Raw genomic sequence first — 26,117 nt, forward strand, 5'->3', positions numbered from 1 at the left:
CAATGACCCAGCACAACAACATTTACCGAGCCTTATGTGCAAGTTTGTTGATGTGTTGGGGGCATAGTATTTATGCGGCACCGATTACGCATTCATCGGGATGGACGGAAGATGCGCCTCCCACGGCTGAAGTCCCGATTGAATCGATTCAACAATTTGTCCAGATCTACGGTATTGTTAAAGATAACTATGTCGATAAGAAGTCGGACGATGCATTATTTCAGCAGTCCATCAAAGGGTTGGTCAGTGGTTTAGACCGTTATTCCCGTTATCTCTCGGCAGAAGAATATCGTCAACTGATTCAATATACCGAAGGGGATTTGGCCTCTGTCGATTTTAATTTAAATTATGATGCGCATTCTAAATCTTGGCAGATTCAGGACTTAAAAGCAGGTTCTGACTCGAGTAAGCTGGGTTTACGTAATGGACAAGCCATTGTTAAAGTGGACAATCAGGAATTAAAAAATCTCAACAAAGATCAGGTGCAAGGCCTGCTGTATGGTTCAATTGGCAGTACCGTACAGATCCAGCCAGAGAATAATAACAGCACCACCATTCTGGTCAGAAACAAGAAAGTAGAAACCGATATTGAACCTGTTTTAATGCATAATCAGGTACTTGTACTTAAAATTAGAGTTTTCCAGCAAGACACCGCCAATGAAATTAAGCGTTTGATCGAAGAATATAGTTCAGCCAAGCTTAAGGCTGTTGTTCTGGATTTACGTAATAATCCCGGTGGTCTATTATCTGCTGCAGTTGAGTCAGCGGATCTGTTCCTGAATCAGGGACTGATTGTGACCACGAAAAGCCGTTCGGAAGGCGATCAACAATTTCAGGCTTTACCTTCCTTTGAATTTCAAAACCTGAAACTGGGTATTTTAATTAATAAACGCTCAGCCTCGGCAGCCGAGGTTTTTACCGCAGCCTTGAAAGAACATAAGCGAGCTTGGGTTGTGGGTGAAAATAGTTATGGTAAAGGCGTGGTGCAGAAACTGTTTCCTTTACCGAGCGGCGCTGCCTTGCAAATGACGGTATCGCATTACTACACCCCTAATGGCAACATGATTGAGGGACAAGGGATTCAACCGAATCAGATTTCGCCTTTAGCGCCTGAAATGAAAGAAGATACTTATCTTGAACATGTCACTGATTTGGTGTTAAAAAGCCGATACTAAAAAATAAAGCTCCTTTTTTAAGGAGCTTTATTTTTAAAGATTATTCATCATCTTCGGTATCTAAACCAAACTTTTTCAGGCGATAGCGTAAAGAACGGAAGGTCATTCCCAACTTTTTCGCCGCTAAAGTGCGATTCCAATGGGTCAGATTCAGCGCATTTAGAAGAATTTCTTTTTCGATATTTTCTAAATAGCGTTCTAAACCTTCAGGTGGAAGTTTCTTCGAACTCATTGTTGGGCTAGCAGAATGTTGTGGAGTTTCCACTTCTTCTGCGGTCGTATTGGTAAATGAAGGTGTTGGATGTGCAATCGAGCTGCGTAATGGAGCTGTTTGCAAATGGGCCAGATCAATCGATTCATCATCGCTTAGTGTCATTGCACGTTCGATGATATTGCGCAGTTCACGCACATTTCCCGGGAAATATTGCTGCAATAAGAACTGCTCTGCACGAGAGGACAGCGTTTTAACCGAGACTTCCCATTCCTGACTAATCTTTTGAATAAAATGATTGGCCAGTAGCAGAATATCCTGGCCGCGCTCACGTAATGGTGGCAACACCAGATCCATGACATGAATACGGAAGAACAGATCTTGTCGGAATCGGCCTTGTTGGACGAGCATTTCAAGATCTTGATGGCTGGCACTGATCACACGGAAATCGACATCAATTTCCTGATCTGAACCGACAGGACGAATTTTCTTTTCCTGTACAGCACGTAGTAATTTGACCTGCATATTTAAAGGCAATTCAGCAATTTCATCTAGAAATAAACTACCGCCGTGTGCAGAAAGAATTAAGCCTTGCTTATCCTGTGTTGCACCAGTGAAGCTGCCTTTCTTGTGTCCAAATAACTCGCTTTCCATCAATTCAGTTGGAATCGCACCGCAGTTAATGGCAATAAAAGGCCCTTCGCTACGGTTACTTAAACGATGCACCAAATTGGCAACCACTTCTTTACCTGTGCCTGATTCACCTGTAATGAAGACAGGTGCCTGAGAGCGCGCAATCTTCTTTAAAGCAATGCGAAGTTGCTGGATCGGTGCTGAACGTCCAATCAGAAGCTTATTTTCTAAAGCGGTTTCAGCGGCTTCCTGTTCAGGCTGTGGTCGATTCAAAGCTTTTTGGATTAGCTGATCCAAGTGCATTTGATTCACGGGTTTGCTGACAAAATCAAACGCACCTGCTTTGAGTGCTGCGATTGCAATGTCCATGTTGCCATAGGCCGTTAGAACGGCAATCGGCGTGTTTGGATAGTTTTGGGTCACATGTTTGACCAGATCTAAACCGTTACCATCTGGCAGGTTTAAATCTGTTAAGCATGCATCATACTGGAACTCAGTAAAGAATTTTTTGGCCTGTTCGACACGATAAGCGATATGTGTCTTGATGCCCATGCGCGCAAGCGTCATCTGCATTAAAAGACATAAGTCCTCTTCATCGTCTACGAGCAAGACGAGTGGTTGTTTTGTTGCCATTTCCCCGAAAAACCTAATCTAATCTATGAATTTTGAGCATTCCATCCTGAAACATGCTCCTTGTTGTCGCTCTATATAGGTGAGCTTTGCATGATTCGCCTCACAAAATGTGTGAGACAAGTACAATCCTAAACCAGTTCCTTTAATTTCGGTACTAAAAAATGGTTTGAATAACTGAGAAATATCCCGTTTTGAGACACCCATCCCAAAATCGATGACATCAATGCAGATTCGACCTTCTTTTTCATGCACATCCACTTCGATAAAAGGGGCGTCTGTTGCGTTATGGCGTAACGCATTACGGATCAGATTAATCAACACCTGACGTAATTGTTTTTCATCAAATACGATCACAGTCTGTTCTGCTAGTTTTAACTGGATCATCTGTTTTGCATCAGCCAGATCTTCATTCAATAAACTTTCAAAGAATGGGGTGAGCTGGATGGGTTGTGCTTCTGTTGGTCTGTTACGAGCCATCGCCAAAGTATCTTGAACAATGCTGTCAATGCGTTTGGCTTGCTTGCTAATCATCCGTGACAGCATTTCTTGCTGATGTGCATCACTATCTTTTAGGAGTTCATTGGCCTGTACAATTGCGGCCAATGGATTGCGAATTTCATGGGCAATACTGGCAGAAAGTTGTCCTAATGCTGCCAGCTTGAGTTGCTGTACCTGCTGGGTTAATTTTTGTGCGTCTTTTAAGATCAGCAAGACCAGTGCCTGCTCGGGCACAATCAAATGTTTGACTCGAACATGAACTGTATACGGGCTTTGTTGCGATTCAAAACTAAACTCTTCGCCGTCCTTTAAATCACTAAACTTAATCAGTTCAAATAGATCAGGCTGCAACTTGATCAATGGTGTTTTTTCAAGAGAAACAGGTAGATAAATACCCAATAATGTATTGGCCGCTGGATTGGTCAAGACAATATGATTACTTTCATCCAGTACCAAATAACCGTCTTCAATTTGCTCGAGAATATAACGATTAATATTTTGCAGCTGATGAATTTCAATCGATTGATGGAAAGTGAGCGTTTCTAAAATTTTAAAACGTTGGACTGCAATTCGGCCAATGGCATGCACAACAAAAAATAAAAAGGCCAGAAAAACACTATTGCCGAGATGAGTTAAGTTGATTACATCAAAAAAATCGCCTAAAAAGCGCTGGTATACCACCATGATGACGGCGAACAGGGTAATGATCAGTGATAGCTGTGAATTTAATAAAATGGCTGAGGAGAAAATAATGATGACATACAGCAAGCTGAGTTGCAGATTTGGCCCGCCTGCTGAAAATGTGATTAAACTCAAGCAGATGACATCAATCAGGAAGATAACGATCAGCTGTCTGGACACTTGTACAGGGACTAAGTGTAAGATAAAAAGCTGAATGATATTTAGTGTGATATACGCGATCAGGGTATAAAAATATAAAGCTGGATAAATATAATTGGCGCTTAATTGCTCAGCGGTCAATAAATAAATCAGCAGCAGGCTAACGGCAATAATCAGCCGATAGCCGCTATACCAAACGCCCAGTCGATAGACGGTCTGAGAGACCGATGATGCAATTTTCCCTAACATAGGCGTTGACTATTATTTTAAGAATTTTAAGGTTTAATCAGTCCATAGCGTATCGCAAGATGCGTCAGTTTGACATCACTATCAATCGCCAGTTTTTCAAAAATACGATAGCGATAAGTATTTACGGTCTTCACGCTGACAAATAATTTATCTGCAATTTCCTGTGCGCTGATACAGTTGACCACCATCATTGCCACCTGCATTTCACGTTCTGACAATGCATCAAAAGGGGATTGCTGGGTATCAGAAAGATAGGAGCTAGCCAGTTGCTCGGCAATATCTGCACTGAAATACTTGCCGCCTTGCATGACTTTATTAATCGCACGAACCATTTCGGAAATTGGCGCACCTTTGGTGATATAGCCTTTTGCACCTGCTTTGAGTAAAAGGGATGGGTAGGGCTCTTCCGCCAGACCGCTGACAGCAATGACCTTGGTTTCAGGTGCACTCTGCAATAAACGTCGCGTTGTCTCAACTCCACCAATGCCAGGCATATTCACGTCTAGCAATACCACTTGGGGATGTTTCTGGCGAACCAGCGCAATCGCTTCTTCTCCAGACTCAGCTTGTCCGATCACCTCAACATCGGGGTGGTCTTCCAGCATACGGCAAATCCCTGTGCGCACGAGTTCATGATCATCAACAACGAGAACAGTGATCAAGAAGACCTCCTTTTTTCAAAAACACTGGTTTTTTGTTACATAAAGCAAAATTAGCTTGCAATGAAACGACAAAATTAGCAATCCTATTCTTCGTTTCTAGCGAATAGTTGTACACAATTGTGTCTACAAAAGCTTTACCCGATTTGTTCAAATGTAAGGCATAATGGTGGTAAGCGCAAATGTGCAGCGTCCTGAGTTGAGTATTGTGTCGTGAAAAATTCTAAAAAATCTATCATGCATGTTCTAAGCATGTCTATCTTGTTGGCGTGGAGTTCAACAAGTTTTGCTGAACTGGTTGTGAATAACAATCCAGCTTCTTCGCGTGCGAGTGGTTCAGCAACATTAAACTGGTCTGCAAGTGATGCGAGCCAGTTAATGGAAGATGATGAACCCTTAGAGATTGGCCCTCAAGGTTCAACCTCTGTGACCACAACAGTGCGTAACAGTGGTTCAGCATCAATTACATCAAGTGCACCTCAGCAGTCGACACAGATTCGCGATACGTTTGGCTATAGCAGCCAGCCGTCAGTGAATGCACGTGCTGCTCTGGTCATGGATGCACAAACAGGTGAGGTGTTGTACAGCAAAAACAGTAACATGTCGGTTCCGATTGCTTCAATTACCAAATTGATGACGGCCGTAGTGACTGCTGATGCGCGCTTAAACATGTCAGAAGAAATTACCCTTGAGTCAATTGACTTTGCGGGTGCGGGTGGTAAAAACTCAAGCTCAACTTTACGTGCTGGCGATAAGATGAATCGCGCAGAAGCATTGTTGTTTGCCTTGATGAAGTCTGAAAATCCAGCGGCAGCTGCATTAGCACGTACTTATCCAGGTGGTCGTCCTGCATTTATTGCAGCGATGAATGCCAAAGCGAGGCAATTGGGCATGACTTCGACACGTTATGCTGAGTCAACAGGACTTGATCCACATAATGTCTCTTCTGCACGTGACTTAGGAATTTTAGTTAGTACTGCTTCACAATACGGTCTTATCCGTCAATTCTCAACCACACCAACCTATGACTTTAATCTAGGCTACCGTGTACTCAAGTCAAACAATACCAATGCTTTAGTCCGTAACGGCGGCTGGAACATTAACCTGTCAAAAACAGGTTATATCAATGAAGCTGGTCGTTGTGTCGTAATGCATACGACTGTGAATTCACGTCCAGCGGTTGTGGTGTTATTGGGTGCGCCAAGTTCGCAAGCACGTAATAGTGATGCAACCAATTTATTAAGCTGGTTAAGCACTTTGCCAAAACGTGTTTAATCCCGCTTGATGTAAAAAAACGCTTCATGATGAAGCGTTTTTTTATCGTTAAAAATTAGTGATCTTGAATGAACGCATAAAAAAACCAGTTACAGGCAACTGGTTTTTTTATTTCAGAATTTATTCTTACATATTTGAAAGAATCGAGTCTTTAACCTGATCCATTGTTGCATCAATTGACAACATCACTGCATCAGCACATTGCTTGATTGCGGTATCTGGATCTTTTAAGCCGTTACCTGTCACTGTACATACAATCACAGAACCTTCAGCAATTTTACCTGCCTTGATGTCACGGATTGCACCGCCAATTGAAGCGGCAGAAGCAGGTTCTACAAATACGCCTTCGTACATTGAAAGTAAACGCTGTGCTTCCAAGATTTCGCTGTCTTGAAGCTCATCGAACCAGCCTTTAGAGTCACGTACTACTGCTTTAGCATGGTTCCAGCTCTGTGGATTACCGATACGGATTGCAGTTGCAACTGTTTCAGGATTTTCAACAGGTGCACCACGTAAGAATGGTGCAGCGCCAGAAGCTTGGTAACCAACCATGGTTGGTAGGCCTTCTGGTTTAGGACCTGTGAACTGATCTGTAGCCGCATCATAAATGACTTGTTCGAACTGATCCGCAGGTTGGTTTGCTACAGCTTCGGTATAACCCATCCAGTGTGCGGTGATGTTACCCGCGTTACCGACAGGCAAGCAGTGATAATCAGGTGCACGACCCAATGCTTCTACGATTTCATAAGCAATGGTTTTTTGACCTTGCAAACGATACGGGTTGATCGAGTTTACAATCGTTACAGGTGCCTGATCAGCAACTTCTTTGACCAAACGCATACCATCGTCGAAGTTACCACGAATTTGCATGGTGATCGCGCCGTACATCATTGCCTGCGCCATTTTACCCATCGCAATTTTGCCTTCCGGGATCAAGACGAATGCTTTGATACCTGCACGAGCTGCATAGGCTGCCGCTGCTGCTGAAGTATTACCTGTAGATGCACAGATAATCGCTTTAGAGCCTTCTTCAACTGCTTTGGTCACCGCCATGGTCATACCACGGTCTTTAAAAGAACCAGTTGGGTTCAGACCTTCGTATTTCACATAGATTTCGACGTTTTTGCCAATAATACGTGGAATGTTCTCTAGTTTAATCAGTGGAGTATTACCTTCACCTAAAGAAATTGCGCGTGTAGTTGCAGACACAGGTAAACGGTCACGATAACGATCTACAAGACCAGTATAACGATTGGCATTCGACATGATGGTGTTCCAATATAAGGTAGAGAAAAAATCCCGCTCAACAAGCTCCCTTTCAAAAGAGAGCAGTTCCATTCTTGAGTGAAGAAGGGTGAGGGGATTTAAACTGATTAACTATCGAGCGATTCTAAACGAATTCTCACGATTTCGCCACGAATTGCAGGTAATGCTTGAATTTGTGCAAGCGCTTCGTCCATTTTAGATTCAACGATCGGATCTGTTAAAATCACGATTGGAATCAGGTCTTTTAAGCGTGATTGCTGCATGATGGCATCAATACTGATGCCTGCACGGCTAAGAATAGTGGTCACATCTGCCAATACACCCGTTTGGTCTTCAGCATTCAGGCGAATGTAATAACCCGTGGTCATTTCTTCGCGGCTGAGGATTGGCACATTGGTGAGTGCTTCAAAGGCAAGTTGAGGAATAGTTCCTGCGCCATCTTCGGTATACGAAATATCACGTACGATATCAATCACGTCAGCAACGACAGCAGAGGCGGTCGGGCCAGCACCTGCGCCAGCACCATAATAAAGTGTTGGACCAACGGCATTGGCTTGAACCAAGACAGCATTTTTCACGCCATTGACATTGGCAATCAATTCTTCCGCAGGAATCAGGGTTGGGTGTACACGTAGCTCAATGCCTTTGTCAGCGCGACGTGCAATACCTAAGTGCTTGATACGGAAACCAAGTTCTTCTGCATATTTTACATCTTGAGCTGTGATTTTGCTGATGCCTTCGGTATAGACCTTATTGAACTGTAAAGGAATACCAAATGCACATGAAGCCAAAATGGTGAGTTTGTGTGCAGCATCAATGCCTTCAACATCAAAGGTAGGATCAGCTTCAGCATAACCAAGTTCTTGCGCTTCTTTTAACACATCTTCAAAGGCACGACCTTTTTCACGCATTTCAGTCAGAATGAAGTTGCCTGTACCGTTAATGATGCCAGCAAGCCATTCGATATGGTTGGCTGCAAGACCTTCACGGATGACTTTAATGATCGGGATACCACCAGCAACTGCTGCTTCATAAGCAATCTGCACAGCGTTGTCTTCTGCTGCCTTAAATAGCTCATTACCATGTTCAGCAAGTAACGCTTTGTTAGCAGTCACAACCTGTTTGCCATGTTTAATGGCTTCCATGATGACTTCATAAGCAGGATGAATACCACCCATGACTTCGACCACTACATCAACATCAGGTTGACGTACGATCTCCATCAAGTCATCACTTTGTTTGATCCCTTCGAGTTGTAAATCTGGACGTGGACGGCGTGTGCCTACGTGTGTAATTTGAATTTCTCGACCGGTACGGCGTTTAATTTCCGCAGCATTTTCTTGTAGTAATTTAAGGGCTCCACCACCTACAGTACCAAGACCGAGTATCGCCAGACGAACTGGTTTCACGTCACACTCCATTATATTCAATCATTTTAATGAAGCTTGATCATAGCTAAAAAAATGCAGAGACACTAGGGTCTGTTGTCACTTTATAAATGAATTGCGTTGAAGGCTGAAAATCCATCAGACTAGGCATGAAACGTAGGGAATGGCATTCCCTTGCCAAGTTTCATAACGACGTATGAGGGAGTTTTAGCCACAACCCTGCGGGACAGGGAGATTTTTGGCGCTTCTGCGTTACGTCTTGTTTATTTAGAATGACTAAATTTCACAATCCATGCCTTGTATCGCCTAAAAATCTCCTCTGTCGCAATCATAGATAAAGTGGTAACAGACCCTATTCCGATCATCTTTAATCTGTCGCCCGAGTCTTTGTGATTTTGAAAAGGATTTTTAGCTTATTTGTTTAAGCGTTGAGCAATTTCTTCAGGTGTCATGTAGCCACCTAAATATTCACCTTCAACGTTATAAATCGCTGGTGTGCCATTTACGCCCATGTTCAGACCCAATTGGTATTGATCACGGACTGGATTCTTACATTCTGCTGCATTTACAGCTACACCTTGAGTTGCTTGCTCAAATGCCGCCTTACGATCTTTGCTACACCAGATTGCCTGCATGGTTGGCATGAATTGTTCGCCACGTGGCCATGCGATATAACGCACTTCAATTCCTTTGGCATTAATTTCAGCCAAATGTTCATGCAACTTATGGCAATACGGACAGCTTGAATCGGTGAACACATAAATCACGTGCTTGGCTTTACCCCCTTGTGCTGGGTAAACAATCAAGTCTTCAGTTTTGAGTGAAGCTAAATGCTTTTTATTTTCGGTTGCCTGTAATGCATCGCTCACATTATGCAGTTGTTTGTCACCTAAACGCACCACATCACCTTGAATAATGTACTGGCCATCAGCAGTTGCATAGACTGAGCCCATCCCTTCCAGACTCACCCAGAACAGGTTAGGTACTTCAGTTTTCTTGACGGCAAGAATTTTGGCATTGATGTTGGCTGTCTTGAAATGTTTTTCTAATGTAGACACTAAACGCTGCTGTGCATTGCGTTCATTTAAGGTTGAAGCTTCACCTGTCGCAGGTGCACTTGCTGTGAGTGCATCTTGTTTTTGTGCTGAATTTTCTTTTGAGCAAGCACTGACTAATAATGTTGATGCTAATGTACAAGCAATTACAAGCTGAGACCGAGTAAACAACATATAGAACCTTTTTGTACGTATTTAAGGGCTTTAGCATAACAAAAAAAATGAATCACTTCGTTAAATCTTGCTGATGCTGTGTGAACGGAATCAAGTTTTAGTCTGATCCAAGACAGAAGGTCGTTTTAACCCCGTGGATGGTATTTACCATGTAACTCTTGCATACGGTGCTGTGCCACATGGGTATAAATTTGCGTGGTGGAAAGATCGCTATGACCCAGTAACATCTGTACCACACGTAAATCTGCCCCGTGATTGAGTAAATGAGTTGCAAAGGCATGGCGTAAGGTGTGTGGTGATAACTCGGCTTGAATATTGGCCTGTAAGGCATAACGCTTAATCGCATACCAGAAATTCTGACGACTCATGATGCCGCCGTGCTGAGTCAAAAATAAATAATCGGTACTGCTTTTATACAGTTGCGGGCGTGATTCCACCAAATATTTTTCAATCCAGTCACAGGCAAATTGACCCAAGGGCACCAGACGTTCTTTATTCCCTTTACCTGTAATCCGTAAGTAGCCTTGTTTTAAATTGATCAGTTCAAGTTTTAGATTGAGTAATTCTGATACACGCAATCCACAGGCATACAAAACTTCGAACATGGCACGATCGCGTAGACCGAGTGCAGTGTTGGTATCAGGTGCATTAATTAAGGCTTCAACATCTTGCTCAGACAAATCTTTGGGTAAGGCCCGACCAATTTTAGGAGAATGATGTGTCGCAACGGGATTATCATCCCTGAGTTTTTGTTCTCGTAAAAATTTATAAAATTGTCTTAAGGCAGAAAGGCAGCGTGCAATTGAGCGGGGGCTTTTACCTGCTTTGGTCAGGGCAATCAGCACATCTGCTATATCGTCACTCGACCATTCTGGTAAGGCTATTTTTTGATGTAATTCACTACATTGGATCAGGTCAGATAAATAAGCATTACGGGTATGCGGGCTCACCGTTTGAGCAACCAAATAATCACGAAAGCCCTGTAAAAATCCGAGATGTTCTGGAATGTTAACGGCTGCAGGAATTCGCGGTTTTTTATTTAACATAATGGAGTTACTGAACTTTCTTGTTTTGCACTGTAAAAGAAAAATGAATTGTTGTCGATCTGTCAAAAGCGTAAATGCCATTGAGATTGTTTTTGGTAATTATTCTCATTTGCTTGTATACTATAATAAAGAGAGTAAAGGGTTAGAGCGGTGCGATTGTCAGCATTAAAAGTCAAGCAAGTAGCGGTGATCACGAAAGTGAATCGCTTGGTCGATGAGACAGAACAGCCAGATTTAGTTGCGGTTCGTTTAGAAAGTTTAGGCTTTGTGCCTGGTACACAAGTGCAAGTGATTACCAAAGGTATTTTTGGTGGTGATCCGATTCTAATCCAGCTCGGTTTTACGCGTTTTGCGTTACGAAAAGCGGAAGCTGATAAAATTGAAATTCAACTTGAAGGAGCACCTGCATGAGTGATGCGTTACGTATTGCCCTTGTGGGAAATCCAAACTGCGGTAAGACATCTTTATTTAACCATTTAACTGGAACACGCCAAAAAGTTGCCAACTATGCGGGTGTGACAGTTGAACGTAAAGTTGGACATTTTCAGCTTCCTTCTGGAAAGTCCGTGCGTGTGCTGGATTTGCCCGGGACCTATAGTTTACAAGCTACGAGTCCAGATGAAGAAATTACCCGTGATGTTTGTCAGGGCAAGATTGCTGAAGAAGGCCAACAAGATGCTTTCTTGTGTGTGGTGGATGCGACGAACTTAAAACTACATTTGGGTCTGGTGCTTGAAGTGATTGAGTTGGGTCGTCCGATCCTCGTTGTGTTAAACATGATGGATGAAGCGCGTCGTCGTGGTATCCAGATCAATACACAAAAGCTTTCTGAGCGTTTAGGTGTTCCTGTTGTTGAAACCGTCGCGGTGCGTAACTCAGGTATCGAAAACCTGCTGCATGCCTTGGATCAGGAAAAATATGCTGTTCCGAAGACTGAGCTAAGTGGATTGACTGGTAATCACCATCAAAAAATTGAAGTTATTTTCAAAGATGTGGTGAACTTTGCTGATCAGGAAGACAAACGTACTGATTTCCTCGATAAAATTTTCTTACATCCTGTTCTTGGCTTACTTAGCCTTGCAATCATGATGTTTATCGTCTTCCAGGCAGTGTTTGCCTGGGCAGCGCCGTTTATGGATGGAATTGAAGAGTTCTTTGCATGGTTCGGTGAAGCATTAGGCGAGCATATCTCTCAGCCTTTGCTACATAGTTTGGTGGTAGACGGGATTATCGCAGGTGCGGGTAGTGTGGTTGTGTTCTTGCCACAAATCTTGATTTTATTCTTCTTTATTTTGGTTTTAGAAGAATCAGGCTATTTACCTCGTGCAGCATTCTTACTTGATAAATTGATGTTTAAAGCAGGCTTAAGTGGTCGTGCTTTTATTCCATTACTTTCAAGCTTTGCTTGTGCGATACCTGGCATCATGGCCACTCGTAGTATCAGTGATCCACGTGATCGTTTTACCACGATTATGGTTGCACCATTGATGACCTGTTCTGCACGTTTGCCTGTTTATGCTTTATTGATTGCTGCTTTTATTCCAAGTCAAACAGTATGGGGCATTTTCAACCTGCAAGGCCTCGTATTATTCGGCTTGTACATGTCTGGTATTGTCAGTGCGCTCTGTGTGGCAATCGTGATGAAATTTTTGCAGAAAGATAAATCACAACATGCGCTTTTACTTGAATTGCCAAGCTACCGTATTCCAGATATTAGAAGTGTTGCGATTGGCTTGCTGGATCGCGGTAAGATCTTCTTAAAACGTGTGGGTGGTATTATCTTTGCCCTATCGATTTTACTTTGGTTCTTATGTACTTTCCCGCAAGCACCAGAAGGGGCAACTTTACCTGACATCGATTATAGTTTTGCAGGGATGTTGGGTCATTTGCTCCAGCCAATCTTTGCACCTGTTGGTTTTAACTGGCAGATCGTGGTTGCGTTAATACCTGCAATGGCTGCGCGTGAAGTCGTAGTTGCGGCTTTAGGTACGGTTTATGCCTTATCGGGTGCGGATGATGATGCAATTGCGCAAGGTCTTTCACATTTAATCAGTGCTGATGGTTCTGGCTGGTCATTGGCAACAGGTTTATCATTATTAGTATGGTTTATTTATGCGCCACATTGTTTAGCGACCTTGGCAACTGTACGCCGTGAAACAGGTTCATGGAAACATGTTGCTGTGATGACTGCGTATTTATTCGGTTTGGCGTATTTAATGTCTTTCTTCACCTACCAGATCGTATCACGCATCTGGGGTTAAGAAATCCTACTCAACCTCCCTTGAAAAAGGGAGGAAATCACTGGAGAGACGCTTATGTTTGAGTACTTGATTGTTGCTGTATTGGTGCTGTGGAGTGCTGTTGTGGTCTTTAAGAAGGTATTTCCTCAAACAGCGGGTTCAGCATTTTTAGCCTTATCCAATGCATGTCAGCGTTTAGGTTGGCAGCGCTTGGCCGTATGGTTAAAACCTAAAATAGTTGCTGGTTGTGGTGGAAGCTGTGGCTGTTCAACCGATGAGGCTGAAAGCAAAAAAACGGAATCTGTCCAAACTGTGAAATGGCGTTGATAAAACTCAAAATACCCATCGTAAGATGGGTATTTTTTTTGAATAAGAAAAATGAATCAGACTCAGATTAATAAAAAAACAATCATTAAGCTCTAAACATAAATTGATTTTATTGGGCTTTATCCTAGTGATGACCTTCCTTTATCTTTCTGCTTTGTCTAAAGGTCTGAATATTTATAAAGAAACCTTCTCTTGGCTTATTTCATGTTTAATCTTGATTTACCTATGGCTAAGACCCGAATTGATTAAACTTAAATTTAAGCAATATGCATTTAAATCTATAGATTGGCTAGGTGCTGTGATCTTAACTTTATTGGGGATTAGTCTTTTTATACCGGTTTAAGCTTTTACGCACTGACACAAAAAAGATTGAATAAAACCAAAACTGAAAAAGCATTTAAAACAGTAAAGTGCTAACATTTTTGCCATTCTGTGATCTGCAAAAAATGGGGCAAAAATGTTAATACAGCGCGGTGGATTAAAAGTTGTAGCTGGCTTGGGAATTTCCGGTGTATCCGCGGTCAATTTTTTACATGAACAGGGCTACCAAGTTGCAGTAACAGACTCGCGCGCAACCCCGCCAGGACATGACCAGATTCCAGCAGGTGTGCGTACCAGTTTTGGTCAACTGGACACGGATCTTTTATTACAAGCAGAAGAAATTATTCTCAGTCCAGGGCTGGCACCTCAACTTCCAGAAATTCAACAAGCGATTGAAAAAGGCATTCCAGTCGTCGGTGATATTCAGTTATTGCGCCGTGCCACAGAAGTGCCGATTGTTGCGATTACAGGATCAAATGCGAAAAGTACAGTCACGACCTTAATTGGATTAATGGCAGAGGATGCGGGCAAGAAAGTTGCTGTAGGTGGAAATCTGGGCCGCCCTGCATTGGATTTATTAAAGGATCAACCTGAATTAATTATTTTAGAGTTATCGAGCTTCCAGCTTGAAACGACATCACACTTGAATGCTGAAGTTGCTGTGGTGTTGAATATGAGTGAAGATCATCTAGATCGTCATGGGGATATGCTGGGTTATCACAAGGCCAAACATCGCATTTTCCAAGGCGTGAAAAAAGTCGTTTATAACCGTGATGATAATCTGAGCCGTCCTCTGGTGCCTGATGTGACACCGATGCAGAGTTTTGGCTTGAATGCACCTGATCTGAATCAATACGGTGTGTTACGTGATGCAGATGGCAGCATGTGGCTGGCACGTGGCAGAGAGCGTTTGCTGAAAACTTCCGAGATGTACATTCAGGGCATGCATAACGTTGCCAATGCGTTGGCATGTTTAGCGTTGGGTGAAGCGATTGGTTTACCTATGGCTTCGATGCTGGAGACCTTAAAGCATTTTAAAGGTCTTGAGCATCGTTGTGAGTACGTTCAAAGCATTGATGATGTCCGTTATTATAATGATTCGAAAGGAACCAATGTCGGTGCCACACTGGCTGCAATTGATGGTCTGGGTGCCGCAATTGAAGTGAAAAATGGCAAACTGGCTTTGATCCTTGGTGGTCAAGGTAAAGGTCAGGACTTCAAACCATTACGTGATGCGATTCAAAAATATGTGAAATCAGTGATTCTCATTGGTGAAGATGCTGCGGTGATTGAGCAGGCAATTCAAGGTACGACCGTGATTCAGCATGCGGCTAGCTTGAAGGATGCTGTTGCAATGGCACAAAAAGCGACTCAGGCGGAAGATGTGGTATTACTTTCACCTGCTTGTGCGAGCTTTGATATGTTTAAGAGCTACAATGATCGTGGACATCAATTCGTGGCATGTGTAAATGCCTTGAATGAAAAATAAGAACTAGGAACAGAACTATGGCTGACTTAGCCCAAAATACGGTACAGAAGATTTCGCAATTGCTGAATCGTTTACCTAAGCTACCCGCAGAAATGACGGCACGAAATATCCTGATTTTTTGTGTGATTTCATTGCTATGTTTCGGTTCAATCATGGTTGCATCGGCGTCAATGCCGTATGCGGAATATATCCATGAGAGTCCTTTTTACTTTTTGATTCGTCATGGTATTTCGATTGTGGTTGCTGCGGTGGTGGCATTTTTAACCTATCGGGTTTCATTGAATCTCTGGTTTAAAAATGCTTTCCCTTTATGGCTTATTACCATTGTCCTGCTCTTGGCGGTATTGGTGGTCGGTTCCGAAGTCAACGGTGCGCATCGCTGGATTAAAGTGGGTGGCTTTACCTTACAGCCAACCGAGATTGCCAAAATTGTCATGGCGATTTTCACTGCGGATTATGTGGTACGTCGTGCCAAGGAAGTCCGTACCCACTGGAAAGGCTTGCTACGTTTAAGTGGTGTAATGGCTTTAACCGTGGGCTTTATCGTCGCTGAACCTGACTTGGGGGCAACAGTCGTTATTGTCTTGATGATGGTGGGCGTGTTCTTCTTGGCAGGCGCACCAGCGACTCAGTTCCTGATCATGCTGGGTGCGATTTTTGCCGGTGTCAGTGCGCTGATTATCTTCGAGCCATTCCGTTTCCAGCGTCTGATCTCATTTACCAATCCTTGGGCAGATCCATTGGGTGTTGGTTATCAGCTCTCGAATGCCTTGATGGCCTTTGGTCGAGGCGAGTGGTTTGGTACGGGTCTCGGGCATAGTGTCCAGAAGCTGTCTTATTTACCTGAAGCGCATACGGACTTTATGTTGGCGGTATTGGGAGAAGAATTCGGCTTCTTTGGTGTGTCAGTGGTGATGATCCTATCATTTACCATGCTGGCGTGTTGTATTCGTATTGGGCATCGTGCCTTGCAGCACAATTATCTGCGTGCGGGCTATCTTGCATACGGTATTAGCATTATTTTCTTGATGCAGATTCTGGTAAATGCGGGCATGAACATGGGGCTAATGCCAACCAAAGGTTTGACTTTACCCTTCATTAGTTATGGGGGTACATCATTGATGATGTGTGCTGCAATGATCAGTTTAATCCTGAAAATTGATGCATCGACACAAGAGTTAAACCCTGTGAAAGAAGAGTCGAATTTCTAGGATATTCAAATAAATAAAAAAGCCCTGTCATGATGCAGGGCTTTTTATTGCTTATAAATAGGTACCAGTTAAATGAATACCTTTCGGAATCAAATTCACATCCCACTGCTGTACGGCTTGTTGTAGCATGATACGAGGCTGGTCCAGTTCAACAGAAGCTTGCCCCAAAGCTAAAATAGCTTGATGCAGAAGTTCGGGCGCTTGGCTGATATCAAGGGCTTGAGCCAGATTCTGTTTAGACAGTTTTTGGCCCTGATCATTCATGGCCAGCGGGAGATGCATATAACTTTGGGCAGGATAATTGAGTAAAGACCCTAGCCAGATTTGTCGAGCTGTATTGTCGAGTAGATCTGCACCACGCACCACATGGGTAATGCCTTGTAGATAATCATCGACCACCACAGCCAGTTGATAGCTGATAATGCCATCACGACGCTTCAAGACAAAATCGCCTAACTCATCTTGTAAGTTAGAGCATTGTTGGCCTTGTAAACGGTCTTGGAAACAAATCAATTGATCCGCGACTTTTAGACGAATCGCCTGATTGGCAAAATCCAGATTCAGATTGCGACAGGTACCTGCATAGATATGATTGGAGCCCAACATTTTCCGTGTGCATTGGCAAGCGTAAATGTCTTGTGATTGCTTGAGTTGTTCAAGCACTTGCTCATAAATATCTAAACGGTCTTTTTGGAAAATAATCTCCGCATCTGGTTCAAATTGAAATGCATCGATACAGGAGAGGATATGTGTTTCGCTATTGGGATAAATACGGGGAATGTCGGTATCTTCAATACGGACTAGCCATTTGCCTTGATTGGCTTTGGCATCACAATAGCTGGCGACTGCGGTGAGCAGTGAGCCAAAATGCAATGGGCCGGTTGGCGATGGAGCGAATCGTCCGATATAAGACATAAAGATTGAATGGTCGTGTGTTTTAATCCTCCCCCAGACCCCTCCTTTGTAAAGGAGGGGAGTACTCCTCCCTTTACAAAGGGAGGTTGGGAGGGATTATTAACCGTTGTTTTGCTTTTCTTTGATTTCAGCCAAAGTTTTGCAATCGATACACAAAGTCGCAGTTGGGCGAGCTTCTAGACGACGTAAGCCAATTTCGATACCACAGGTTTCACAGAAACCATAGTCTTCGTTTTGAATGGCTTCAATAGATTGTTCAATTTTACGAATGAGTTTGCGTTCACGGTCACGTGTGCGTAGTTCAATCGCAAACTCTTCTTCTTGAGTTGCTCGGTCATTTACGTCAGGAAGTGCGCTTGATTCGTCTTGCATGGTGTTCAAGGTACGATCAACTTCAGACATTAACTCTGCTTTCCATGCGTTCAAAATTTGGCGGAAATGCACAAGTTGTCCTTCAGACATATATTCTTCATTTTTCTTCGGCTGATAAGGCGCAATACCAAATAAGCTCGCAGTTGTACCACCTTCTGAAGCTTTCGGTTTGGTTTTACGTACGCGCTTCGCCGATTTTTGATCGTCGATCACTTCTGTCTGTTCGTCCAAGACTTGATTTTGGTTGTCATTCGCCATATAGGGCATTCCTCATCTTACACGTACTATCTATACGCAAAAAATATGGTGATATGCAAGTGTTTTTATAGAAACCTAAGATGGTTTTTTCCATCAAGGGTCGACATCATATAGAGTTTTTGGACAAGATGGTAGTCATTCCCGTCCAGATTTTGTGTGAATTCGTCAATGTAATTTGTAATCAAAAGTTTAATCATATCCCAGCACTTCAGAACTACTCATTCGCTGCGAAGTGGGGAGTCGATAGACTTGAGTTTCCAGTTCTCCATTGGCTTTCAGGCGGATTAAACGGTAGCCTGGATGCTCCTCATCGAGTGCGAATTTCTCGCTTTTAGGTTTGAACTGAATACAGGTCGATGGGGTAGATAAAAACTCAATGCCTTGCCAGGTATTGATTGAATCCTGATGCACATGCCCACAGATGATCGCCTTTACATTGGAGAACGGTTTAATAGTTTCCAGCAGGTCAGATGAATTCTTTAATTTGTGCTGATCAATCCATGCTGACTGCATTGCAAAAGGGTGGTGATGGCAGGCAATAATCACATGACGATCATGCAATTGATGGAGTAAGGTGGTTAAACGCTGTAACTGTATATCGCTAATTTTTCCATCAATGCGCTGAGGCTGAGCACTATTCAATAAGATAATGCTCCATTGTCCTAACTCGACGACGGTCGGTTGGGTTTGATCTTCCTCATGAAATGGAAAATGCGTGACATCATCATGATTGCCCGGGGTATGAAAAAAAGGAATTCCCAGCGTTTGCATGTGTTGTACATAGCGTTTATACGTTAAAGGTGTTGGCGACTGGGCCAGATCACCTGTGTGTATGATCAGATCGATATGAGGATGTTGCTGGCGCATCATGTCGATGACTGCATGAAAACTTTGCTCGGGTTGCATGCCGACAAATTCGAGGTGGGGATACTCTAATAAATGTGTATCGGTAATCTGTATCATCACAAAATCTTGCTGTGATAATGATGAGACCTTGAAAGTCACCGTCGTTAGCCCCTTCAGATTCTTATCTTTGTTGTATGTGTTGAGCCAGCCACTGTAATGCCATGATCACAGGTGCGTTTCTCAACCGCCCGTTATGAAATAATGCTTCTAATTGGGAATAATCAAACAAATGAAGTTGAATATTTTCACCTTCATCTGACATCCCAAAAACACCCCCATCTTCTGGAAGATGAACGTCTGCAACATATAAATGGAAAAATTCGGAGCAGGCACCAGCAGAAGGGTAGAAGCTAAATAAATGTTTTAATTCAGTGATCTCGCAGCCAGACTCTTCTAAGCTTTCACGACGGATACAGCTTTCTGGAGACTCATCTCCATCAAGTACACCCGCAATAACTTCGAGTTGCCAAGGGGAAACAGGATCATTGACGGCCCCTACACGGAACTGTTCAATCAATGCAAAGCGTTGTTGCTGGTCGCTATAAAGCAAAACGCCAGCTGCTTCAGGACGATGAACCAATTCACGTTGAATCAAGGACGAGTAATCTTTTCGGTGAAATAACCGATGTTTTAAGCTCACTTTCTCAACTTGAATGAACCCTCGAAACAATGGTGTTCGAGATTCTATCGTAACGTCGGTGGCTGAATAGCTGGCGTGGTCAAGAATATTCATCTTCAATCAGGATGAGATTGTACATATCTCATCCTAACCGAGAATGATTCGCAGGCAAATCTTTTTTTAGTCGATTTACACTTTGTGGTACAATTTTTGACCATGTTCCTGATAAGCGGTTTTCATGGCATTGAGACCTGCTTCAACTTCTGTTTCCGCATCATTTGACTGCTTGGCATTGTGTTGATTTTGCGCATAATCTCGCACATTTTGGGTGATTTTCATCGAACAGAATTTTGGACCACACATTGAGCAGAAGTGCGCTGATTTATGTGCTTCTTTTGGAAGTGTTTCATCATGCATACTGCGCGCGGTATCAGGGTCTAGACTTAAATTGAACTGATCATCCCAACGGAATTCAAAACGCGCTTTTGATAATGCATTATCACGAACTTGAGCACCTGGATGACCTTTGGCTAGATCCGCCGCATGGGCTGCAATCTTATAGGTGATGATGCCGTCTTTAACGTCTTTTTTGTTCGGTAAGCCCAAGTGTTCTTTTGGCGTTACATAGCACAGCATTGCGGTGCCATACCAGCCAATCATCGCTGCACCAATCGCAGAGGTGATATGGTCATAGCCTGGCGCGATATCTGTTGTGAGTGGTCCAAGCGTATAGAATGGCGCTTCTTTACAGACCTCAAGCTGTAGATCCATATTTTCCTTAATCATGTGCATTGGCACGTGACCAGGCCCTTCAATCATCACTTGTACATCATGTTCCCAAGCACGATGGGTCAGTTCACCCAAAGTTTTCAGCTCGCTAAATTGGGCTTCATCATTGGCATCTTGTACGCAACCTGGACGAAGGCCATCGCCTAAGCTAAATGATACGTCATAGGCTTTCATGATTTCGCAAATTTCGTCGAAATGCGTATATAAAAAGTTTTCTTCATGGTGCGCCAAGCACCATTGTGCCATGATTGAACCACCACGAGACACGATACCTGTTAGGCGATTCGCTGTCATTGGTACGTAGCGCAATAATACACCTGCATGAATGGTGAAATAGTCCACGCCTTGTTCAGCTTGTTCAATCAGGGTGTCTTTAAAGATTTCCCAAGTTAAATCTTCAGCCACACCATCGACTTTTTCCAGTGCCTGATAGATGGGTACAGTACCAATAGGCACAGGTGAATTACGGATAATCCATTCACGGGTTTCATGGATGTTCTTACCCGTCGATAAGTCCATGATCGTGTCGGCACCCCAACGGGTTGCCCATGTCATTTTCGCCACTTCTTCATCAATGGATGAGCCGAGGGCCGAGTTACCAATATTGGCATTAATTTTCACCAAAAAGTTACGACCAATAATCATTGGTTCGCATTCTGGGTGATTAATATTGGCTGGGATAATGGCACGACCCGCTGCGACTTCCTGACGTACAAACTCAGGTGTAATCTCTTTTAAATTTTGTGCACCAAAGTTTTGTCCAGCATGCTGACGCATATCGACGCCTTCACGTTGACGCTGGTTTTCACGAATAGCGATATATTCCATTTCAGGGGTAATTATGCCTTGCTTGGCATAGTGCATTTGCGTGACATTTTTTCCTGCTTGAGCACGACGTGGGTTTTGAATATGGGCAAAGCGGATGTCGGCAGTACGAATATCTTTTAAACGGGCCTGACCGAATGCTGAGCTGAGGCCTGAAAGAATGTCACTATCTTGACGTTCATCAATCCACGCTTGGCGAACCAGTGGTAAACCTTTATTCAAATCGATTTTTACATTGGGATCGGTATACACGCCAGAGGTGTCATAGACCATCACAGGTGGGTTATGTTCACCGCCTAAACCTGTCGGTGTTTCTGTTAAGCTGATTTCACGGAAAGGCACTTGGATGTCTGGGCGAGAGCCTTCGACATAAACTTTTCTTGAAGCAGGTAGGATACGGGTTAAATCTTTAGCGTCTTGCTCATGTTGAGCAGAAATATCAGCAGGGGAAAGATTCGTTAACTGGTTCATGGCATGATCCTTATGTATGGCATTAACGAATCAAGCACGACCAAAAACAATGGCGGATTTATCTCTATGATAAATAAAGGCTAAGTTTTTGCTGGGCTTGATTCCTACGCAGGTGTTAACCTGATCAGGTTCAACGGTACTTGCCTTTAAATTCTGTGATTAAGACAATCTCAGCAGTTTGTTAACTGCGCTCCGTCAAGCGACGCATTTAGACTAACAGATTTTAAAATTTTTGTTGTATCAATTCACACCAATTTACAATGCGTAAATCCGTGCTATTGTCATAAAACTTTCATCATTTCTATGTTCTAATCACCAATCAATTTTTCCATGTGTCTAGTGGAGGCATACTGTGAGCCCAAGCAATCCTGTGTTAAGTCATCATATTTCTTCACAATTTAATGAAGACTTGCAAGATGTGCATACCAAGTTTATGACCATGGGCGGATTGGTGGAGCAACAAGTTGCTAACTCAATTCATGCTTTATTGGATACAGATGCGAATTTAGCCATTGATGTGCAATTCAAAGACAATGCCGTTAATCAGTTTGAACGTGATATTGATGAGGGTTTAACCCTGATTCTTGCTCGCCGTCATCCTGCTGCGATCGACTTGCGTATGGTGATTGCTATGAGTAAGGCCAATACAGATTTAGAACGTATTGGTGATGAAGCTGCAAAGATTGCCCGTATTGCACAAAACTTGTGTGAAGAAGGTGAGTCACCACGTGGTTATATGGAAACACGTCATATTGGTAATCAGGTGCGTGTCATGATTCATGATGCTCTGGATGCCTTTGCCCGTTTAGATGTGGAGCAGGCCTTGAAAGTGGTGATGGCCGATGTCGACATTGACCGTGAATATCAATCTGCGACACGTACTTTAATGACCTATATGATTGAAGATCCGCGTCATATTTCACGTGTAATTAATGTGATGTGGGTATTGCGTTCATTAGAGCGTATTGGCGATCACGCGCGTAATATTTCAGAACAGGTAATTTACATGGCAAAAGGTATGGATGTGCGTCATACCAGCATCGAAGAAATCGAACAGAAAGTACATCAGAAATAAGTGTAAAAATGAAATAACTTTAAGCCGCTCGATTATGAGCGGTTTTTTAATTTTCAGGCTGTAATAGATAAAAAAATCCCAGACTTCGGGGGAAAAGTCTGGGAGAGAAATATCATGCGTTACGTGAGATATCAACGTATCTCTTTGTCCTTCTGAATACAACTATAAGCGGAGGCGTCTGAGGTGTCATGTAGACAACTGTGTATACTCTGTAAGGCTTTATTACTTATGTAAATGTCACGTAAAAAGAGAGCTGTTTTTAGCTCTCTTTTTATCGCAGGATAAGGCAAAATGACTTACTTTTGCTCAGTCCAACCCTCTGCTTTTTCTACACTTTCATCGTTGTTGAAGAACTTCTCACGTTGTTCTTCAAGAAACTTCTTTGCATCAGGTTCAAACACATTCAAACGCTTTTCATTAATGAGTGTGGTTTGGTGTTTTAACCATTCTTGCCATGCCTGCTTTGAAACAGTTTCAAAGAATTCCTGACCTTTCGCACCTGGAAACGGTGCGAAGTCCAAGCCTTCAAGCTCTTGTTTATATTTGCGGCAAAATACTTGTCTAGTCATTATGGCATCCAGTGAAAGTCCCTCTTTGTAAAAGAGGGATATAGGGAGATTAATATAACTGTTCTAGGCGAGTGTGCGCACGCGCAATCGCAGCTTCAACCTGTTTTGGTGAAGTTCCACCAATATGGTCACGAGCATTCACAGAAGCTTCTAAAGTCAATGCCTTATCAAATACATCTGCGGTGATCAAGTCAGAGAATTGTTGTAACTGTTCAAGCGTCAATTCTGATAAATCTTTTTCTTCTGCTACGCCTAAAGCTACCGCTTTACCGACGATTTCATGTGCATCGCGGAATGCTACGCCTTTTTTCACAAGGTAGTCAGCAAGATCGGTTGCGGTAGAGAAGCCACGAAGTGCTGCTTCGCGCATAATTTCGATATTTGGAACAAGCGCTGGAACCATGTCTGCGAAAGCCATGAGTGAACCGCGCACGGTATCAATCGCATCAAATAATGGTTCTTTATCTTCTTGGTTGTCTTTGTTATATGCCAATGGCTGACCTTTCATCAGGGTCAATAAGCTGATCAAGTCACCAAATACACGACCTGATTTACCACGGACCAGTTCAGGTACATCTGGATTTTTCTTCTGCGGCATGATTGAAGAACCTGTGCAGAAGCGGTCAGGAATATTCACAAACTTGAATTGTGCAGAAGTCCATAAAATCAGTTCTTCTGACATACGTGACAAGTGCATCATGATTAACGATGCTGCAGCATTAAATTCAATGGCAAAATCACGATCAGAAACCGCATCTAAAGAGTTTTCTGAAACAGCTTCGAAACCAAGTAATTCAGCAGTATAAGCACGGTCAATTGGATAGGTCGTACCTGCCAAGGCAGCAGAACCTAATGGCATACGATTGACACGCTTACGGCAGTCTTGCAGACGCTCTGTGTCACGTACCAGCATTTCAAACCATGCTAGTAAGTGATGACCAAATGTCACTGGCTGAGCAGTTTGTAGATGTGTAAAGCCAGGCATGATGGTATTGGTATTTTGACTTGCCAGACTGAGGAGGCCTTTTTGTAAACGAAGTAATAAGCCTAAGATGTCATCGATTTCATCACGCAAATATAGACGGATGTCAGTTGCGACCTGATCATTTCGACTACGGCCTGTATGGAGTTTTTTACCGGTAATGCCGATACGTTGAGTCAAACGAGACTCAATGTTCATGTGAACATCTTCTAAATCAATACGCCATTCAAAGTTACCCGCTTCAATTTCAGCTTTAATTGTGCTTAAACCTTGGATAATGTCGTCACGTTCAGCTTCAGTCAGTACACCTACTTTCGCAAGCATGGTGGCATGCGCAATTGAACCTGCGATATCTTGTTTATAAAAACGTTGGTCAAATTGCACAGATGCGGTAAATTCTGCAACAAAAGCATCAGTTGCTTCAGAGAAGCGACCGCCCCACATTCCAGAGGTTTGATTCGGGCTGGCTGAAGAAGAGGATTGAGAAGATGTGGTCATGGCGGCTCAGTAAAATAAAAAAGAGTATAGCAAATCCAAACACAGTTGCCGAAACTCGACGTAAGAAGTTATCGCAAACTCGTCAGGGGGGGAATCCATCAGGCTCCTATTTTTTTACGAAAATTGGGCAATGGCAACACTTATTAGAATTAATTGTAGCAAGTAATGTGCTGGCAATGGTTCTGGCTTTGGCTGAAGCTCGGTCATGGCAGGCTTTGGAGGGCATTCGTGTCCTGCAATATATGTTTTTTATTAACTGGGTAATTTTGTCTTTTTCGGCGCTGGTGGATTATTTTCAGGATTTTTTTGCCAAATTTAGTCAAAAGGTCGCTTTGGTTTTGGGCTTTATCCTGCTGCAAATGATTGTCCTGATTACCACCTGTGTCGTGAATGTTCTGCAATATTGGGCTACACGTTCTGGGCCATTTTCCGAAGAGATCCTATTTCATGGAACCAGCTTGCACTTAGGTTATGGAGTGCTGCTGGGTGCTTTCTGCATGCGCTATTTGTACATGCGTGAACAATGGATGAATCAGCAATACAGTGAATTGAATGCCCGTATTCAGGCCATGCAGGCACGTATTCATCCACATTTCTTATTTAATAGTCTGAATAGTGTGGTGAGTCTGATCGCGATTGATCCTGACAAAGCGGAAAATATGCTGATTAATTTGTCCAGATTATTCCGTGCCAGTTTTCAGGAGCTGAAGCTGGTGAGTCTGGCGGAAGAAATTGACTTATGCCAGCACTATTTAAGTATTGAAAAGATGCGTTTGGGTGAGCGTTTGAATGTAGAATGGAACATACAGGCAACGCCAACTGAATTAAAACGGGTCACCATTCCGTTATTAACGTTGCAACCTTTGCTGGAGAATAGTATTTTTCATGGGGTAGAAAAAGTTTTGCAGCCCTCAACCATCAGCGTATTGGTTGAAATATTGCAAAATCAAGTCACTATAGTCATTACTAACCCTTATTCTCACGATACAATAAAATCGAGAAAAGGAAATGGTATAGCGATTGAAAATGTGAAGCAGCGCCTGAAAGCTTATTATGGGCAAACGGTGAAGTTTCAGATTTACGGGGGAGCGTCGTTATATACGACGGTGGTAAATTACCACGATCAAGTAAAATAATAAGTCGAGTTA

23 protein-coding genes, 1 pseudogene and 1 riboswitch are annotated in these 26,117 nt (G+C 43.0%); of the genes and pseudogenes, 10 read left to right on the forward strand and 14 right to left on the reverse strand.

What is annotated here, in order from left to right; translation table 11 throughout:
- Window positions 1-2: 2 nt before the first annotated feature.
- Window positions 3-1,175, forward strand: coding sequence for a S41 family peptidase (locus EC846_RS01690; protein WP_047431852.1), 1,173 nt, complete (start codon window positions 3-5; stop codon window positions 1,173-1,175).
- A 40-nt stretch (window positions 1,176-1,215) separates the two neighbouring features.
- On the opposite strand, the gene EC846_RS01695 is transcribed toward EC846_RS01690, so the two are convergent.
- The 3 genes from EC846_RS01695 to EC846_RS01705 are packed head-to-tail and all read right to left on the reverse strand — an operon-like array spanning window position 1,216 to window position 4,901.
- A complete protein-coding gene (locus EC846_RS01695; RefSeq protein WP_123773887.1) occupies window positions 1,216-2,652 on the reverse strand; it encodes a sigma-54-dependent transcriptional regulator in 1,437 nt (478 codons plus the stop codon).
- A gap of 18 nt (window positions 2,653-2,670) precedes the next feature.
- On the reverse strand, window positions 2,671-4,239 hold the full coding sequence (locus EC846_RS01700) for a sensor histidine kinase (protein ID WP_123773888.1): 1,569 nt from the start codon (window positions 4,237-4,239) through the stop codon (window positions 2,671-2,673).
- Window positions 4,240-4,265: 26 nt separating this feature from the next.
- A complete protein-coding gene (locus EC846_RS01705; RefSeq protein WP_004773961.1) occupies window positions 4,266-4,901 on the reverse strand; it encodes a response regulator in 636 nt (211 codons plus the stop codon).
- 210 nt (window positions 4,902-5,111) lie between these two features.
- On the opposite strand from EC846_RS01705, the gene pbpG reads away from it, so the two are divergent.
- Window positions 5,112-6,173 carry a D-alanyl-D-alanine endopeptidase PBP7/8 gene (gene pbpG / locus EC846_RS01710; protein ID WP_123773889.1) on the forward strand — a complete coding sequence of 354 codons (1,062 nt, stop codon included), beginning with the start codon at window positions 5,112-5,114 and terminating at the stop codon, window positions 6,171-6,173.
- A gap of 126 nt (window positions 6,174-6,299) precedes the next feature.
- On the opposite strand, the gene thrC is transcribed toward pbpG, so the two are convergent.
- The 4 genes from thrC to xerD all read right to left on the reverse strand — a co-directional run bounded on the left by thrC (window position 6,300) and on the right by xerD (window position 11,102).
- A complete protein-coding gene (gene thrC / locus EC846_RS01715) occupies window positions 6,300-7,439 on the reverse strand; it encodes a threonine synthase (protein WP_004656353.1) in 1,140 nt (379 codons plus the stop codon).
- A 107-nt stretch (window positions 7,440-7,546) separates the two neighbouring features.
- The gene (locus EC846_RS01720) at window positions 7,547-8,848 is read right to left on the reverse strand and encodes a homoserine dehydrogenase (protein WP_004773963.1); all 1,302 of its coding nucleotides are present in this window, start codon (window positions 8,846-8,848) and stop codon (window positions 7,547-7,549) included.
- A 392-nt stretch (window positions 8,849-9,240) separates the two neighbouring features.
- Entirely contained in the window at window positions 9,241-10,056 is an 816-nt protein-coding gene (locus EC846_RS01725) for a DsbC family protein (protein WP_123773890.1), read from the reverse strand.
- A gap of 125 nt (window positions 10,057-10,181) precedes the next feature.
- A complete protein-coding gene (xerD, locus tag EC846_RS01730; RefSeq protein WP_062847108.1) occupies window positions 10,182-11,102 on the reverse strand; it encodes a site-specific tyrosine recombinase XerD in 921 nt (306 codons plus the stop codon).
- A gap of 150 nt (window positions 11,103-11,252) precedes the next feature.
- On the opposite strand from xerD, the gene EC846_RS01735 reads away from it, so the two are divergent.
- From EC846_RS01735 to ftsW, 6 genes and pseudogenes are all read left to right on the forward strand, one after another.
- The gene (locus EC846_RS01735) at window positions 11,253-11,513 is read left to right on the forward strand and encodes a FeoA family protein (protein WP_004773968.1); all 261 of its coding nucleotides are present in this window, start codon (window positions 11,253-11,255) and stop codon (window positions 11,511-11,513) included.
- Entirely contained in the window at window positions 11,510-13,363 is a 1,854-nt protein-coding gene (gene feoB / locus EC846_RS01740) for a ferrous iron transporter B (protein ID WP_123773892.1), read from the forward strand. The genes EC846_RS01735 and feoB overlap by 4 nt, the downstream gene beginning before the upstream one ends.
- Before the next feature lie 54 nt (window positions 13,364-13,417).
- A complete protein-coding gene (locus tag EC846_RS01745) occupies window positions 13,418-13,669 on the forward strand; it encodes a DUF6587 family protein (protein ID WP_123773893.1) in 252 nt (83 codons plus the stop codon).
- Between the two features lie 51 nt (window positions 13,670-13,720).
- Window positions 13,721-14,012 (forward strand): annotated as a pseudogene (locus tag EC846_RS18585) (hypothetical protein).
- A 114-nt stretch (window positions 14,013-14,126) separates the two neighbouring features.
- On the forward strand, window positions 14,127-15,479 hold the full coding sequence (gene murD / locus EC846_RS01755; RefSeq protein ID WP_123773895.1) for a UDP-N-acetylmuramoyl-L-alanine--D-glutamate ligase: 1,353 nt from the start codon (window positions 14,127-14,129) through the stop codon (window positions 15,477-15,479).
- A gap of 17 nt (window positions 15,480-15,496) precedes the next feature.
- Window positions 15,497-16,690 (forward strand): putative lipid II flippase FtsW, encoded by a 1,194-nt coding sequence (ftsW, locus tag EC846_RS01760; protein WP_004773975.1) that lies wholly within the window; start codon window positions 15,497-15,499, stop codon window positions 16,688-16,690.
- A 51-nt stretch (window positions 16,691-16,741) separates the two neighbouring features.
- Here ftsW and gluQRS read toward each other — a convergent pair whose 3' ends face one another.
- The 5 genes from gluQRS to thiC form a co-directional block, all read right to left on the reverse strand.
- Window positions 16,742-17,605 (reverse strand): tRNA glutamyl-Q(34) synthetase GluQRS, encoded by an 864-nt coding sequence (gene gluQRS, locus EC846_RS01765; protein ID WP_123773896.1) that lies wholly within the window; start codon window positions 17,603-17,605, stop codon window positions 16,742-16,744.
- Between the two features lie 99 nt (window positions 17,606-17,704).
- Window positions 17,705-18,235: an RNA polymerase-binding protein DksA gene (dksA, locus tag EC846_RS01770; protein ID WP_004773977.1), complete on the reverse strand. Its 531-nt coding sequence runs from the start codon at window positions 18,233-18,235 to the stop codon at window positions 17,705-17,707.
- A gap of 189 nt (window positions 18,236-18,424) precedes the next feature.
- The gene (cpdA, locus tag EC846_RS01775; protein ID WP_004773978.1) at window positions 18,425-19,240 is read right to left on the reverse strand and encodes a 3',5'-cyclic-AMP phosphodiesterase; all 816 of its coding nucleotides are present in this window, start codon (window positions 19,238-19,240) and stop codon (window positions 18,425-18,427) included.
- Window positions 19,241-19,262: 22 nt separating this feature from the next.
- Window positions 19,263-19,874 carry an NUDIX domain-containing protein gene (locus EC846_RS01780; RefSeq protein WP_123773898.1) on the reverse strand — a complete coding sequence of 204 codons (612 nt, stop codon included), beginning with the start codon at window positions 19,872-19,874 and terminating at the stop codon, window positions 19,263-19,265.
- Window positions 19,875-19,949: 75 nt separating this feature from the next.
- On the reverse strand, window positions 19,950-21,845 hold the full coding sequence (thiC, locus tag EC846_RS01785; RefSeq protein ID WP_047431871.1) for a phosphomethylpyrimidine synthase ThiC: 1,896 nt from the start codon (window positions 21,843-21,845) through the stop codon (window positions 19,950-19,952).
- A gap of 84 nt (window positions 21,846-21,929) precedes the next feature.
- Window positions 21,930-22,050, reverse strand: a riboswitch (TPP riboswitch).
- Window positions 22,051-22,197: 147 nt separating this feature from the next.
- On the opposite strand from thiC, the gene phoU reads away from it, so the two are divergent.
- Complete coding sequence (gene phoU / locus EC846_RS01790) at window positions 22,198-22,920, forward strand: phosphate signaling complex protein PhoU (protein ID WP_004773981.1); 723 nt, start codon at window positions 22,198-22,200, stop codon at window positions 22,918-22,920.
- Between the two features lie 296 nt (window positions 22,921-23,216).
- Here phoU and EC846_RS01795 read toward each other — a convergent pair whose 3' ends face one another.
- Together EC846_RS01795 and argH are read right to left on the reverse strand one after the other, a co-directional pair.
- Window positions 23,217-23,489 carry an oxidative damage protection protein gene (locus tag EC846_RS01795; RefSeq protein WP_004773983.1) on the reverse strand — a complete coding sequence of 91 codons (273 nt, stop codon included), beginning with the start codon at window positions 23,487-23,489 and terminating at the stop codon, window positions 23,217-23,219.
- A gap of 49 nt (window positions 23,490-23,538) precedes the next feature.
- Entirely contained in the window at window positions 23,539-24,969 is a 1,431-nt protein-coding gene (argH, locus tag EC846_RS01800; protein WP_032810861.1) for an argininosuccinate lyase, read from the reverse strand.
- On the opposite strand from argH, the gene EC846_RS01805 reads away from it, so the two are divergent.
- Window positions 24,960-26,105 carry a sensor histidine kinase gene (locus tag EC846_RS01805; protein WP_123773900.1) on the forward strand — a complete coding sequence of 382 codons (1,146 nt, stop codon included), beginning with the start codon at window positions 24,960-24,962 and terminating at the stop codon, window positions 26,103-26,105. The genes argH and EC846_RS01805 overlap by 10 nt on opposite strands.
- The last annotated feature ends 12 nt before the right edge of the window (window positions 26,106-26,117 follow it).

Origin of the sequence: Acinetobacter sp. BIGb0102, assembly GCF_003815055.1 — a bacterium.
GTDB classification, from domain to species: Bacteria; Pseudomonadota; Gammaproteobacteria; order Pseudomonadales; family Moraxellaceae; genus Acinetobacter; species Acinetobacter vivianii.